Origin of the sequence: Burkholderia sp. BCC1972, assembly GCF_905339605.1 — a bacterium.
In the GTDB taxonomy this organism is placed as follows: Bacteria; Pseudomonadota; Gammaproteobacteria; order Burkholderiales; family Burkholderiaceae; genus Burkholderia.
In genome coordinates this window covers 1-14,911 of the sequence record NZ_CAJPGH010000021.1, presented here as the reverse complement: position 1 = coordinate 14,911, position 14,911 = coordinate 1, and the positions used below count along the sequence as shown (strand labels likewise).

Annotated in this window: 11 protein-coding genes; 6 read left to right on the top strand and 5 right to left on the bottom strand. The window is 67.8% G+C overall.

Annotated features, from left to right (window positions below):
• Nucleotides 1-22: 22 nt before the first annotated feature.
• Both U5798_RS25960 and U5798_RS25955 read right to left on the bottom strand, forming a co-directional pair.
• Nucleotides 23-1,804, bottom strand: a complete 1,782-nt coding sequence (locus U5798_RS25960; RefSeq protein WP_322083648.1) for an IlvD/Edd family dehydratase — start codon at nt 1,802-1,804, stop codon at nt 23-25.
• Nucleotides 1,805-1,995: 191 nt separating this feature from the next.
• Nucleotides 1,996-3,033 (bottom strand): LacI family DNA-binding transcriptional regulator, encoded by a 1,038-nt coding sequence (locus tag U5798_RS25955; protein ID WP_322083647.1) that lies wholly within the window; start codon nt 3,031-3,033, stop codon nt 1,996-1,998.
• A 296-nt stretch (nt 3,034-3,329) separates the two neighbouring features.
• Here U5798_RS25955 and U5798_RS25950 point away from each other — a divergent pair, with 296 nt between their 5' ends.
• From U5798_RS25950 to U5798_RS25940, 3 genes are all read left to right on the top strand, one after another.
• Complete coding sequence (locus tag U5798_RS25950; protein WP_322083646.1) at nt 3,330-4,676, top strand: MFS transporter; 1,347 nt, start codon at nt 3,330-3,332, stop codon at nt 4,674-4,676.
• A gap of 346 nt (nt 4,677-5,022) precedes the next feature.
• Complete coding sequence (locus U5798_RS25945) at nt 5,023-5,742, top strand: response regulator transcription factor (protein WP_124457109.1); 720 nt, start codon at nt 5,023-5,025, stop codon at nt 5,740-5,742.
• Nucleotides 5,742-7,232 carry a HAMP domain-containing sensor histidine kinase gene (locus U5798_RS25940; RefSeq protein WP_322083645.1) on the top strand — a complete coding sequence of 497 codons (1,491 nt, stop codon included), beginning with the start codon at nt 5,742-5,744 and terminating at the stop codon, nt 7,230-7,232. Before U5798_RS25945 ends, U5798_RS25940 begins: the two co-directional genes overlap by 1 nt.
• 25 nt (nt 7,233-7,257) lie before the next feature.
• Here the strand turns inward: U5798_RS25940 and U5798_RS25935 are convergent, their stop codons facing one another.
• The 3 genes from U5798_RS25935 to U5798_RS25925 all read right to left on the bottom strand — a co-directional run bounded on the left by U5798_RS25935 (nt 7,258) and on the right by U5798_RS25925 (nt 9,575).
• Entirely contained in the window at nt 7,258-8,364 is a 1,107-nt protein-coding gene (locus tag U5798_RS25935) for an AraC family transcriptional regulator (RefSeq protein ID WP_124457107.1), read from the bottom strand.
• A 282-nt stretch (nt 8,365-8,646) separates the two neighbouring features.
• Nucleotides 8,647-9,339: an SGNH/GDSL hydrolase family protein gene (locus tag U5798_RS25930; RefSeq protein ID WP_322083644.1), complete on the bottom strand. Its 693-nt coding sequence runs from the start codon at nt 9,337-9,339 to the stop codon at nt 8,647-8,649.
• Nucleotides 9,340-9,449: 110 nt separating this feature from the next.
• Nucleotides 9,450-9,575 (bottom strand): hypothetical protein, encoded by a 126-nt coding sequence (locus U5798_RS25925; protein ID WP_260435026.1) that lies wholly within the window; start codon nt 9,573-9,575, stop codon nt 9,450-9,452.
• Nucleotides 9,576-9,699: 124 nt separating this feature from the next.
• On the opposite strand from U5798_RS25925, the gene U5798_RS25920 reads away from it, so the two are divergent.
• The 3 genes from U5798_RS25920 (at nt 9,700) to U5798_RS25910 (ending at nt 14,852) form a co-directional block, all read left to right on the top strand.
• A complete protein-coding gene (locus U5798_RS25920) occupies nt 9,700-11,334 on the top strand; it encodes an AMP-binding protein (protein ID WP_322083643.1) in 1,635 nt (544 codons plus the stop codon).
• A gap of 127 nt (nt 11,335-11,461) precedes the next feature.
• Nucleotides 11,462-12,508 (top strand): AraC family transcriptional regulator, encoded by a 1,047-nt coding sequence (locus U5798_RS25915; protein ID WP_311767320.1) that lies wholly within the window; start codon nt 11,462-11,464, stop codon nt 12,506-12,508.
• Nucleotides 12,509-13,061: 553 nt separating this feature from the next.
• Complete coding sequence (locus tag U5798_RS25910) at nt 13,062-14,852, top strand: acyl-CoA dehydrogenase (protein ID WP_322083642.1); 1,791 nt, start codon at nt 13,062-13,064, stop codon at nt 14,850-14,852.
• The last annotated feature ends 59 nt before the right edge of the window (nt 14,853-14,911 follow it).

Below are 14,911 nucleotides of genomic sequence, written 5' to 3'. Positions count from 1 at the left end.
GCAGGAGTCGTGGACGGTGGGATCAGTGCGAATGGCGCGGGTTGCCGCGCTGCTCGATGACCTTCAGGTACAGCGTGGCCGGTTCGAGGCAGCCGCCGGTGGACAACTGGCCCACGAACCGGCGATACAGCTCCTGCCAGGGCGTTTGCGCCTGCGGCACGGTGAAGCTTGCGGTCTCGCGGCGGCGCGCGAGTTCGTCTTCGTCGACGAGCACGTCGACGCTGCGGCGATTCAGGTCCACGCGAATGCGGTCGTTCGTGCGCAGCAGCGCCAGGCCGCCGCCGACCGCCGCCTCAGGCGACACGTTCAGGATCGACGGGCTCGCCGACGTACCGCTCTGGCGGCCGTCGCCCAGGCAGGGCAGCGATGTCACGCCGCGCTTCACCAGTTCGGCGGGCGGCGCCATGTTGACGACTTCCGAGCTGCCCGGATAGCCGACCGTGCCGCAGCCTCGGATCACCAGGATGCAGCGTTCGTCGATGTTCAGCGCGGGATCGTTGATGCGGGCGTGGTAGTCCTCGGGGCCGTCGAACACGATCGCGCGCGCCTCGAACGTATTCTCCGCGCCCGGCTCGGCCAGGTAGGTGCGGCGGAACGCGTCGCCCACCACCGACATCTTCATGATGGCGCTGTCGAAGAAGTTGCCCGACAGCACCACGAAGCCGGCGCCGTGCTTGAGCGGCGCGTCGGGCGTACGGATCACGTCGCGGTCGGCGTCCTGCGCGGTGTCGGCGATCTCGCCGATCGCGCGGCCCGACACGGTCGGGCAGTCGCGCTGCAGCAGGCCGGCCGCATCGAGCTGGCGCAGCACGGCGGGCACGCCGCCGGCGCGGTGGAAGCTCTCCCCGAGGTATTCGCCGGCCGGCATGCAGTTGACGAGTAGCGGCACGGCTTCACCGAAGCGCTGCCAGTCGTCCAGGCTCAGTTCGACGCCCATGTGGCGCGCAATCGCGATCAGGTGCGGCGGGCAGTTGGTCGACGCGCCGAGCGCGGAGGCCACGACGATCGCATTCTCGAACGCCGCGCGCGTCATGATCCTCGACGGGCGCACGTCTTCGCGAACGAGCTCGACCGCGCGCTTGCCGGTCGCGTAAGCCATCTGGCCGCGCTCGCGATAGGCCGCGGGAATGCTCGCGCATCCCGGCAGCGACATGCCCAGCGCTTCCGCCAGACTGTTCATCGACAGCGCGGTGCCCATCGTATTGCAATGGCCGATCGACGGCGACGAAGCCGTGGTCAGCTTCATGAAGCCTTCGTAGTCGATCTCGCCGGCCGCGAGCAGGTTGCGGGCATGCCAGATCACGGTGCCCGAGCCGACCCGCTTGCCTTCGTGCCAGCCGTCGAGCATCGGCCCGCCCGACAGCACGATGGCGGGCAGGTCGACGGTCGCGGCCGCCATCAGGCAGGCCGGCGTGGTCTTGTCGCAGCCGGTCGTCAGCACCACGCCGTCGAGCGGAAAGCCGTGCAGCACTTCCACCAGACCGAGATAGGCCAGGTTGCGGTCGAGCGCAGCCGTGGGCCGGCGGCTTTGCTCGGCCAGCGGATGCACGGGGAACTCCATCGGAATGCCGCCCGCGTCGCGAATGCCCGCCTTGGTGCGTTCCGCCAGTTCGATGTGATGGCGGTTGCACGGCGCGAGGTCGCTGCCCGTTTGCGCGATACCGATGACGGGGCGGCCCGACTGCAGTTCCTCGCGCGTCAGCCCGTAGTTCATGAAGCGCTCGACATAGAGCGCGGTCATGTCTGCGTGCGCGGGATCGTCGAACCATTCCTGGCTGCGCAGACGGCGAGGGGTCTGTGACATGGCGGGCTGTCTCCGAAGGGGCCTTTGTGATCTTGTGCGTGCCGGATAGTTACCGGTAACATCGATTGGATGTTAGCACGGGGTTTTTGCGTTGCGGAAGGGATTTCGTGCGCGCGTGGCGAAGGTGAGGGCGCGGGGGCGATGCGAAGCCGCACACGTCGCGCCTGGGGACGTGCGCGGCCGTCGCCCCGTCAGGCGCTTTCCCGCGCGATGATCGTGTAGTCGATACGGATGCTGTGCGACTCGGCCGGCGCGCCGCTGTCACGCGCCTGCAGCGCCGCCAGCAACGCTTCGCCCGTGCGTAGCCCGATCCCGTACGCGTCGACCGACACGGTCGTGATGGTCGGGTGGCAGCATGTCGCCACTTCGAAGTTGCCGAAGCCGGCCACGGCGATGTCGGCTGGCACGGCGAGCCCGCGCCGGTGACATTCCATGATCGCGCCGAATGCCGACATGTCGCTCACGCACATTACCGCATCGGTGTCCGGCCATTTTTCCAGCAGGGCGGCCATCGCAGGGCCGCCGTGGCTCATCGTGATCGGCGATTCGCCCAGCCGCACGACGCGCGGTTCGCCCAGCCCCAGCGCCTTGATTTCCGCCTGGTATCCCTTGAGCCGGTCCAGGCCGCGGCGATCCAGTTCGCTGGCGCCGACGAGAAAGCCGATGCGCCGGTAACCGCGCTCGGCCAGGTGGCGCACCATCGCGCGGGCGGCGCGCACGTTCGAGAAGCCGACGGCGGTGTCGATGGGACGCGTGGGCAGGTCCCACATCTCGACCACGGGAATCGCCGAGCGCTCGAGCACCTTGCGCGTCGCATCGGTGTGTTGCGCACCCGTCAGCGCGATGCAGCGCGGCTGGTGCCGCAGCATCGAGCGTACCAGCCGTTCTTCACGTTCCAGGTCGTAGTCGGTGTCGCCGAGCAGCAGCTGGAGGCCGTGCGGTTCGAGCGCATCGGTCAGGCCGCGCACGGTGTCGGAGAAGTTGGAGCTCGACAGCGACGGCACCAGCACCGCGACGAATTCCGACCGCCCCGACGACAGCGCACCGGCTGCGGCGTCGGCCACGTAGCCGAGCCGGTCGATGGCCTCGCAGACCCGTGCGCGCGTCTCCGCGGCCACGCTGTGGCCGGCGAGCACGCGCGACACCGTCATCTTCGATACGCCGGCAAGGCGCGCTACATCGGACATGCGGGGCGGCCCGGCAGGCCGGACGGCGGTGGGACTGGGCATCGGAAGGGCGATCGGGAGAAAGCTGGAAAGGCTACATCATACCGGTGCGGCATACCGTGCAGGCCGGTTGACACGCGCCCGTCGCAGCGACGGCCGCACTAGGGAAACCACTCGTCGGGCGGGACTTGTACGCGGCTGTCGCTGCATGCTACCTTCGAATTTGTTACCGGTATCAGCGTGCCGATCGCTCCCGTCGCCTCGTCGGCTTTTTTTTGTCACGAAATGTTATCGGTAACATCGATGCATCAACGGACTCGCCGGTACGAAGAAGACCTACACAATCAGGAGACAGACCGATGCCATCCATTACACAGGCCGCGGCCGCACCTGCCGCGGCCGACTCGTCCGAAGACGCCCTCTATCGCAAGGTCATGCGGCGCATCCTGCCATTGCTGCTGCTGTGCTACGTCGTGGCCTACCTGGATCGCGTCAACGTCGGCTTCGCGAAGCTGCAGATGCTCGACGACCTGCATCTGAGCGACGGTGTGTATGCGCTCGGCGCCAGCATTTTCTTCTGGGGCTATTTCCTGTTCGAGATGCCCAGCAACCTGTTGCTGCACCGCTACGGCGCCCGCTTCTGGATCGCGCGGATCATGATCACGTGGGGCATCGTGTCGTCGTCGATGGCGTTCATCGTGCCGCTCGCGCAGTTCTTCCACGTGCAGACGACCACCATGTTCTACACGCTGCGCTTCCTGCTGGGCCTGTGCGAAGCGGGCTTTTTTCCGGGCGTCATCCTGTACATGAACTACTGGTTCCCGGCGCGCCGCCAGAGCGTGGCGATGTCGGGCTTCCTGGTGGCGATTCCGCTGAGCCTGACGCTGGGTAGCGTGGTGTCCGGCTGGCTGATGCAGCAGACGCACGGCTTGTCGGGCATGAGCGGCTGGCAATGGATGCTGCTGCTCGAAGGGCTGCCGTCGATCGTGGTCGCATTCATCGTGCTGGCCTGCCTCGGCGACGGCCCGCAGTCGGCGAAATGGCTGTCCGCCGACGAAAAGGCGGTGCTGTCGCGCAACCTCGAATCCGAGGCCGCGCACAAGTCGCACAGCATCGGCGCCGCGTTGCGCAGCCCGCGCGTCTGGCTGCTCACCTTCATCCTGCTCACGTTCAATACCGGCTTCTACGGGCTGGCCTTCTGGCTGCCGTCGATCATTCGCGCGTCGGGCGTGCAAAGCCCGGTGCATATCGGTTTGCTGACGGCCATTCCGTACCTGACCGCCATCTTCGCGATGGTGTGGAACGCATCGCACTCGCGCAGGACCGGCGAACGCCGCCTGCACGCGGCGATTCCCGCGCTGATCGGCGGCGTCTGCCTGATCGCGAGCGCGGCCTGTGCGCAGAACGTGGCGCTGTCGATCCTGTTCCTGACCATCGCGACGTGCGGCATCCTCGCGCTGATGCCGATCTACTGGACCTTTCCGGGGCAGATCCTGTCCGGCACGGCCGCGGCCGCCGGCATCGCGCTGATCAACTCGGTGGGCAACCTGTCGGGCTTCACGGGCTCGATGATCACCGGCATCGCGAAGGAAATGACCGGCAACATCAACAACGGCACTTACGCGCTGGGCGCCTGCCTGCTGGTCAGTTGCGTGCTGATCGCGTCGATTCCGCGCGACATCCTGAGTACCCGACGCGAGCAGTAGGTTTGTCGCGGCTCCTCGGGCGGGGGCGAGCGGCGCATGACCGGTGCGGTCGCGCCTGGGCGGCGGCGAGGCGGCACGCAGCGTTTCGCGTCCGCTGTTTGACGACCATTGCGTGTTCGCGTGGGAACGCGAGGCATCGAGTTCGAAGGGCCGGAGCGCGAGGCCTTGCGGGCATTGGCTCACGGTGCGGGCACGGTCCACATTTAAACGAAATGTGATCACTTCCCGCCGCAAAATTTTGCACAATGGCGACAGCGCGGCTTTCCGCCGCGACTCGACCCGGGCCATCGACCGCCCGCCGACAACCGTTATCGAACCCGAGTTCGACGTGCCGCCGCCCACCGCCATGGACCAACCGAAACGCATCCTGATCGTCGAGGACGACGCCGACATCGCCGACGTGCTGAGCCTGCACCTGCGCGACGAGCGTTACGAAGTCGTGCACAGCGCCGACGGCGCAGAAGGGCTGCGCCTGCTCGAGCAGGGCGGTTGGGATGCGCTGATCCTCGACCTGATGCTGCCGGGCGTCGACGGCCTCGAAATCTGCCGGCGCGCCCGCGCGATGACGCGCTACACGCCGATCATCATCACGAGCGCGCGGTCGAGCGAGGTGCACCGGATCCTCGGTCTCGAGCTCGGCGCCGACGACTACCTGGCGAAGCCGTTCTCGGTGCTCGAACTCGTCGCGCGCGTGAAGGCGCTGCTGCGGCGCGTCGACGCGCTTGCGCGCGATTCGCGCATCGACGCGGGCACGCTCGACGTCGAGGGGCTCGCGATCGACCCGATCGCGCGCGAGGCGAGCGTCGACGGCGCGCGCATCGACCTCACGCCGCGCGAATTCGACCTGCTGTATTTCTTCGCGCGGCACCCGGGCAAGGTGTTCTCGCGGATGGACCTGCTCAATGCAGTGTGGGGCTACCAGCACGAAGGCTACGAGCACACGGTCAACACCCACATCAACCGGCTGCGCGCGAAGATCGAGGTCGATCCGGCCGAGCCCGTGCGGATCCTCACCGTGTGGGGACGCGGCTACAAGCTCGCCGCGCCGGGCCAGCGGGACGCATGATGAAGCTCACGCTCACCCAGCGGCTGTCGCTCGTGTTCTCGATCCTGCTGCTCGCGTGCTCGGGCGCGTCCGCGTGGCTGCAGATCCGCGCGAACGACATGCGGGAAAAGGAGGTCGTGCAGGCGTTGTCGCGCGACCTGGCCGCCAACATCGCCAACAGCGCGCCGCTGATGGACGCGAACGGGCTGCGCCCGGACGCCGTGCGCACGCTGTTCAGCCAGTTGATGGGCGTGAACCCGAGCGTCGAGGTGTACCTGCTCGACAACGCCGGGCGCATCAAGGGCGACGATGCGCCGCCCGGCCACGTGAAGCGCGACCGCATCGATCTCGCGCCCGTGCAGCAATTCATCGCGGGCCAGCCGCTGCCGATCCTCGGCGACGACCCGCGCAGCCCGGACGCGCGCAAGGTGTTCAGCGCCGCGCCGCTGCAGCGCGCGGGGCAGCCGCCGTCGGGCTACATCTACGTGGTGCTGCTCGGCGAGGCCCACGACCGGCTCGCCGCGCGCGTCGATGCCGGCAACGTGCTGCGCACGACGCTGTGGTCGATGGCGGTCGTCGCGCTGCTCGGCCTGCTCGCGGGCCTGACCGCGTTCAGCTTCATCACGCGCCCGCTGCGCCGGCTGACCGATGCGATGCGCGACTTCGACGCAAACGGTGCGCCCGATACGCAGCCGCCGGTGCCGCGCTCGCTGGGCCGGCGCGGCGACGACATCGTGGTGCTCGAATCCGCGTTCGCGCAGATGGCCGACCGGATCGGCGACCAGTGGCGCGCGCTGACGCGCCAGGACCAGCAGCGGCGCGAACTGATCACGAACATCTCGCACGACCTGCGCACGCCGCTGACGTCGCTGCACGGCTATCTGGAAACGCTGTCGTTGAAGGCCGATGCGCTCGCCGAACCCGAGCGGCGGCGCTACCTGTCGATCGCGCTCGCGCAGAGCGCGAAGGTCGGCCGGCTCGCGCAGGCGCTGTTCGAGCTCGCACGGCTCGAATCGGGCAGCGTGCAGGCCGAGCGCGAGCCGTTCTCGCTCGTCGATCTCGTGCAGGACGTGTTCCAGAAGTTCGAGCTGACCGCGCAGTCGCGCGGCGTCGCGCTGCATGCGCGAATTCCGCCGCGCGTGCCGGTCGTATCCGCCGATCTCGGGATGATCGAGCGCGTGCTGACCAACCTGCTCGACAATGCGCTGCGGCACACGCCGCCGCACGGCGAGGTCGAGGTCGCGCTGGAGCCGCAGGGCGACCGCGTGGTCGTGACGGTGGCGGATACCGGCGAAGGGATCCCGGCTGCGCGGCGCGAAGGGCTGTTCCAGCGACCGCAGCGGCCGATGAGCGGCGGCACGGTGACGAGCGGCGGGCTCGGCCTGCTGATCGTGCACCGGATGCTCGTGCTCAACGGCAGCGACATCCGGCTCGTCGACCGGGCCGGGCGCGGCGCGGTGTTCGAGTTTGCGCTGGCGGTCGCGTCGCCGGCGGCCGGCGACGCATGTTGACCGTCGCCGTCGGCATCTGCCGCGCTTACCCGCCGCGCTTGCGCCGCACCTCGCTCGGCGTCGTGCCGGTCCAGCGCTTGAATGCGTGGCGGAAGCCGACCGCATCGCTGAAGCCGAGCGTCAGTGCGATGTCCTCGGTGCTGAGCGTGGTCGTGCTGAGGTAGTCGATCGCCAGCGCCTTGCGCACGCTCGTCAGCAGTTCGCTGTACGACGTGCCTTCGGCTTCGAGCTTGCGGCGCAATGTACGCGACGTGATGCACAGGCTGTCCGCGATCGCGTCGATGTCCGGAAACTGCCCGGGCGTGCGCGTGAGTTCCTGGTACACGCGCCGCGTGACGCCGGCCTGGCTGCGCAATTCCTCGAGCAGCCGCGCGCAGTGTGACGACACCTGCGCGGCGGTGATCGGGTTCGCGAGCTGCGGCGCGCGCGTGAGCCACGCGGCCGGATAGCCGAGCACGTTGCCCGGCTGCCCGAACGCGAGCGGGCATTCGAGCGCGTCGGACAGCATGGCCGCGTGCGGCGGCTCCGGCTGCGTGAACTGCGCACGCGCCGGCACGCACCACGCGCCCATCACGTCCTTGATGATCGTCACGTGCAGCGCGAACTGCATGTCGATCAGGAAGCGGTACAGCGGCTCGTCGAGGCAGGGCAGCGGCAGGCTTTCCCGATCGGGAAACAGCCACGACACCGTGTCGTCCTGCACGACCCAGCGGATCTCGAGCATGCGGTTCGCGAGCTGGTGATACTTGACCGCCGAGTCGAACGCGTGGCCCATCGATTCCGAGCACAGCATCGCATAGCCGTACATCCCGTAGCTCGACGCGTGCAGCCGGCGCCCGACGCGCACGCCGAGGTCCGGGTTGCCGTATGCGCGGATCGCGTTGCCCGCGGCGGTCAGGAATTGCTGCGAGGAGGTCACCGTGAACGGATCGGCGACCGCGGCGGGATCGAGATCGGTGCCCGCCAGCACTGCGCCGGTGTCGAGCCCCAGGTCCGACGCGACCTGCAGCAGGACCGCGAGCTTGGCCGGCGAGAAGCACTTCTCGCGCAGCATGGCGGGCAGCGCGACGTCGGGCGACCGATCGCCGGAGCGCCGTGAATCCGCCGGTTTCGACAGCGCATCGCGCAGCATGAGCGGGTCCTGAGTCCTGAGTCTTGAGTCCGATTTGATACCGGTTCCGGGTACGCGATTCTGCCTCCGAATGCGCCGGGTTGCCACAGGGTTCACCCTGAGTGCGACCGCCGCCGGCAGTTGTCCGTACAGCTGGCGGCGGCAACACAATCGGGCACCATGGCTGAATGAGCTGCTTCTGCGCTGGTGCCATGTCGATCGGGCGAATCGCCGCAGCCGATCTTCGGACGCCTGCAGGCCACCCGGAATCGCCCTCCGGCGATCCGTACTGCCCGATGTCGACTATTTTCCCGCGTGTAAAGGCGCTTTCGTCTCGCTGAGCAACGTCAGGATTTTCTCGGTGACGAGTTCGGCCCATCGACGATATTGACTCGGCCCGGGATGGTACCGATCGATTGCCATCTCGGCGGGATTCGCGGCCCACTCGAGCGACACGTAGCGTCGCGCGGGATGGAGGCCGGCCCAGCGCTGCAAGGCCCGATCGAGTCGAACGGCGTAGCGGCCGAGGTACCACCGCAGCGGATGCGGTGCGGCCGGCAGGATGCGCAACGGCGGCAACCCTGTCACGACGATGCCGGCGGCGCCGGTGTGCCGTTCGAGATGATCCGCGAGCGCGACATAGTCGCGGACGAATTGCCGCGGCTTGCGCTGTGACGTGACGTCGTTCGTGCCGAGCGCCGTGACGAGATAATCGGCCGGCCCGATCTTGCTGCTCATCAACAGTTTCAACGCCTCATCCGTATTGATGCCGGATTTCGCGATCAGCTGCCATTCGACCCGCCGGCCCGTGGCTTGTGCCAGGAGCCGCGCAACCGGCTGCGCCAGTGCACGTTCCTGCTCGTCCACGCCCACGCCCGCCGCCGACGAATCGCCGACCACCAGAATACGCAAGGGCGCCGTCGAGCCGTCATCCTCGCCCTCGGCCCCCTCGCGGGGACCATTGGCCTCGGGCAGGCGCAGCGCGGTTCTGCGCAACTAGTTCGCCTGAGCCAGCAGGATCGGACCAAGCGCGTATTTATATAGCGTCAACATGGAGCAAGAGGATCGAGGTGATGCGCTTTCGCAGTGAAGAATCTCGACGGAGGCTACGCGACTTCGTTCAGAAAGGCCAGCGTGGCCGCGATACGCGGCAGGGCGTTGCGCGCTGCGCGGTAAAGCGCGCGAACGACCCGCATGTCCGTTTCGATCATCTTTTCGGCCGCCCGGATCATTTGCAAAGCGCGTCGCGCGGGCGATAGTCGACGATCAGGCGACGGCCCGCGTCCTTCCGGCGTGCAGGCCGCCGTGCGAACGACGCGCTGCGAGCGCACCGTCCCCCGAGCCTAGGAGCGAGACATGACGAAAAGACACTGGACCGGGTCGTACGGCTCGATTCCCGCCGAGATCGATGCCGATCGCCATCCTTCCGTCAGCGCGCTGCTGCACGACGCGATGCGCCGCTTCGCCGATCGTCCGGCGTTCCATGCGTACGGCCGCACGCTCACCTATGCCGACGTCGACCGCCAGTCGACCGCGCTGGCCGCGTATCTGCAGCAGGTCGTCGGCGTGCGCAAGGGCGATCGCGTGGCCGTGATGCTGCCCAACGTGCTCGCGTTTCCGGTCGTGTTCGTCGCCGTCGCGAAGATCGGCGCCATCCAGGTCAACGTGAACCCGCACTACACCGCGCGCGAGCTCGAGCATCAGCTCAACGACGCGGGTGTCGAGGTGGCCGTCGTCTGCGGCGGTTCGATGGGCACGTTCGCCGACGTGGTCGGCAGCACGCGCGTGCGCACCGTGCTGAGCGTGGGGCGCGGCGATCTCGGCGTCGTCGATGCGCCGGCCGGCACATGCGACGCACTGCCGCCCGGTTCGACCGCGCTCGCGCAAGCCATCGCCGCCGGCGAATCGCTCGCGTGCGAGCCGGTCGCGCTGAGCGGCGCGGACCTGCTGCTGCTGCAATACACAGGCGGCACGACCGGCCTGTCGAAGGGCGCGGCGCTGTCGCACCGCAACCTCGTCGCGAACATCGAACAGTTCGCTGCGATCGTGGCGGCGGCGCGCGAGCCGGGCGAGGAGGTCGTCGTCACGGCGATCCCGCTGTATCACATCTTCGCGCTGACGGTGAACTTCCTGTCCTATTTCGCGATCGGCGCGCAGAACTGGCTCGTCGCGAACCCGCGCGACATGGACGGGTTCATCGACGTGCTGAAGGCCGCGCGGCCGACGGTGTTCGTCGGCGTGAACACGCTGTACGCGGGGCTCGCCGGCCATCCGCGCCTGAAGGAAGTCGACTGGTCGCGGCTGAAGCTGTCGGCCGGCGGCGGTGCGGCGGTGATCGACGTGATCTCGTCGCGCTGGAAGGCCGTGACGGGCAATTTCATCCGCGAGGGCTACGGGCTGTCGGAAACGTCGCCGGTCGTGTCGTTCAACCCTCAGTCGATCGACAGGTTCACGGGCACCACGGGCCTGCCGCTGCCGTCGACCGACGTGAAGCTGCTCGACGAGCAGGATCGCGAGGTGGCGATCGGCGAAGCGGGCGAGATCTGCGTGAAGGGGCCGCAGGTGATGGGCGGCTACTGGCAGAAGCCGGACGCGAACGCGGCCGCATTCACGGCGGACGGCTATTTCCGCACCGGCGACGTCGGCGTGTTCGACGAGGCGGGGTTCCTGCGGATCGTCGACCGCAAGAAGGACATGATCATCGTGTCGGGCTTCAACGTGTACCCGAACGAGGTGGAAGCCGTCGCGACCGCGCTGCCGGGCGTCGCCGAATGCGCGTGCATCGGCGTGCCGGACGAGCGCACGGGCGAGGCCGTCAAGCTGTTCGTGGTGCTCGCGGCCGATGCCGACGTGAACGAGGCGCAACTCGTCGAGCATTGCCGCGCGAGCCTCGCGGCATACAAGGTGCCGAAGATCGTCCGCTTCGTCGACCGGCTGCCGAAGTCGACGGTCGGCAAGATCCTGCGGCGGGAACTGAGCCGCACCGACTGATGGCGACCACGCGCCGCGCCGCGCGGCCGCCGCGGCGCGGCCCGGCGTGCCGAAGACCGTGAAGGCCCCGAAAGCCCCGCGCGGGCTGCTCAAGTACAATGCGAGCGGTTCGACCGACGGGGACGCGATGACCGGTTCAGACTCACTTTCCGCCCGGGCAGGGCAGGCGCTGCCGTCACCGAGCGCGACCGTGCCGATCTCGCTCGTCAACGGCTTCCTCGCGAGCGCGGGCGTGCAGCGCGACGTGGTCGAACGCTATCTGCGCGGTGCCGGCATCCCGGTCGAGCTGCTCGGCGAGCCGCATGCGCGCGTGACGGAAGAGCAGTTCTCGACGCTGTACCGCACGCTCGCGATCGACCTCGACGACGAGATGCCCGGCATCTTCTCGCGCCCGCTGCGCGGCGGCACGCTGAAGTACCTGTGCCTCAGCCTGCTCGATGCGCGCAACCTCGAAACGACGCTGCATCGTTTCGGGCAATTCTTCCATATCCTGCTCGACGACTTCTTCGTCGAATCGAAGCGCGACGGTCTCGTCGCGCAGGTGCTGCTGCGCCCGAACGACGCGATCGGCCCGATCGGCGCGCTCGGCCAGGAGCTGATGCTCAAGCTCGTGCACGGCGTGTGTTCCTGGCTGATCGGGCAGAAGATCCCGCTGCTGCAGATCGAGTTCGCGTGTCCGCGGCCGCGCCATGCGGTCGAGCATCTGTATTTCTTCACCGGCTCCGTGAAATTCGACTGCGAGCGTACGCTGATGCGTTTCAGCGCCGACTACCTCGACGCGCCGATCCGGCAGAGCAAGCGCAACCTGCGCAAGTTTCTCGCGCGTGCCCCCGGCGACTGGATCTTCGAATCGTTCAGCGAACAGCTCGTGTGCCATCGCGTGCGGCAGTACCTGTCGGCGGCGCTGCCCGACCTGCCCGCGATCGACCAGGCGGCCGAGCACCTGCATTGTTCGGTACGCACGCTGAGCCGGCACCTGGCCGCCGAAGGGACGACGTTCCAGGTGCTGAAGGACGAGCTGCGGCGCGACATCGCGATCCAGCGGCTGACCGACACGCCCGACACGATCGCGGCGATCGGCGCCGACATCGGCTTTGACGATCCGAGCGCGTTCCATCGCGCGTTCCGGCACTGGACGGGGAGTACGCCGGGGACTTACAGGCGGCAGGTCTGATGCACAGGGGCAGCCGCGGTTCGAGGACGGTTCCCATAACCGGCTTCCCTCGCTGGATCCCATAGTCGGCTCCCTTTTGACGTATGTCTCAGCGAAAGCTACGCGCTGTTTCACACGCCGGCAGCAACACGCCGCCCGTCAGGAGGTTGTCCGCACTGCGCGCATAATCGAATCGGGTATCGAATCGCGGCCCCACATTTTGCGGCAAGGCAAACACGTGCTTGCGGGACTGGATGCAGAAGAAGTGCCGTACACAGCGCTGCTGCAAGTGCCCGCGCCCGGAGGAAAGCCCATGAAGTGGCCCCATTTCGCGGCACACCTTTTGCTGGCCGAATTCCGGAAACGTGTTCCGGTCAAACCCCTGTCCAGCCGGCCGTTCCCGGCAACGCGCCCCCATCCCGTGGCCGATTTTGTCACCATGTGGGCCGGATATGACAATAGGAATCCGTGACCGCGGCAGTACGATGGGTCATCACGTCGCCCCGGGCCTGGCCGGTTTTGCCGCATCGAGCCCGTGGCGCACCTCTTTCACCGCCTGATTGGAACATCGACCATGAGCTATAACGCCCCTGTCAAGGACATGCTGTTCGTGCTGAAGGAACTCGCGGGCATCGACGCCGTCGCGCAGTTGCCCGGTTTCGAGGATGCCGGTTACGACACGGCGCAGGCCGTGCTCGACGAGTCCGCGAAGTTCTGCGGCGAGGTGCTGGCGCCGCTGAACGTCGAAGGCGACCGCAACCCGAGCAGCTGGAAGGACGGTGTCGTGACCGCGACGCCGGGCTTCGCGGAAGCATTCCGCCAGTTCGTCGAAGGCGGCTGGCAGGGGCTGCAGCATCCGGCCGAGTACGACGGCCAGGGGCTGCCGAAGCTGATCGCGACGCCGTGCATCGAGATGCTGAACGCATCGAACCTGTCGTTCGCGCTGTGTCCGCTGCTCACCGACGGCGCGATCGAGGCGCTGCTGACGGCCGGCACCGACGAGCAGAAGCAGCGCTATGTGCCGAAGCTGATCTCGGGCGAATGGACGGGCACGATGAACCTGACCGAGCCGCAGGCGGGCTCCGATCTCGCGCTGGTGCGCTCGCGCGCCGAGCCGCAGGGCGACGGCACCTACAAGGTGTTCGGCACGAAGATCTTCATCACGTGGGGCGAGCACGACATGGCGGACAACATCGTCCACCTGGTGCTGGCGCGCACGCCGAACGCGCCGGAAGGCGTGAAGGGCATCTCGCTGTTCATCGTGCCGAAGTTCATGGTCAACGAAGACGGCTCGCTGGGTGCGCGCAACGACGTGCACTGCGTGTCGATCGAGCACAAGCTGGGGATCAAGGCGAGCCCGACGGCGGTGTTGCAGTACGGCGACCACGGCGGTGCGATCGGCTACCTGGTCGGCGAAGAAAACCGCGGCCTCGAATACATGTTCATCATGATGAACGCGGCGCGCTTCGGCGTCGGGATGCAGGGGATCGGCGTGGCCGACCGTGCGTACCAGAAGGCCGCGGCATTCGCGAAGGAACGCGTGCAGAGCCGCCCGGTGGACGGGTCGGCCAAGCAGTCGGTGACGATCATCCATCACCCGGACGTGCGCCGCATGCTCGGCACGATGCGTGCACTGACCGAAGGCGCGCGGGCGCTGGCATACGTGGCAGCGGCGCACAGCGACATTGCCCACCGCCATTCGGACGAGGCGACACGCAGCCGTCATCAGGCAATCTACGAATATCTGGTGCCGGTGGTGAAGGGCTGGAGCACGGAGATGGTGAACGACGTGGCGAGCCTGGGCGTGCAGGTGCATGGCGGGATGGGCTTCATCGAGGAAACGGGCGCGGCGCAGTACTACCGCGACGCACGGATCCTGGCGATCTACGAAGGGACGACGGCGATCCAGGCGAACGACCTGGTCGGGCGCAAGACGATGCGTGACGGCGGCGCGGTGGCGAAGGCGCTGCTCGCGGAAATCGGCGACACGGTCGCGGCGCTGGGCAAGCTGGACGGCGCGGCGGCCGCATCGATGAAGGCGCAGCTGGAGAAGGGCGCCCGCGCGCTGGCATCGGTGGTGGATTACGTGGTGGCGAACGTGAAGCAGGACTCGAACGCGGTGTTCGCGGGCAGCGTGCCGTACCTGAAGCTGGCGGGCGTGGTGCTGTGCGGGTGGCAGATGGCGCGCGCGCTGGTGGCCGCGCAGGCGAACCGCGCGAGCGACCCGGCGTTCTTCGACGCGAAGATCGCGATCGCGCAATGCTATGCGGAGCACATTCTCGTGCAGGCCGGTGCGCTCGAAGCGTCGATCGTCGGCGCGAAGGGCAACGAGAGCGTGCTCGCGTTGACGGAAGACCAGTTCTGACCGGTTGACGGTCGGGACGCAGGAGGAGACAGGATTTTGACCACACAGGACTTGCTCGC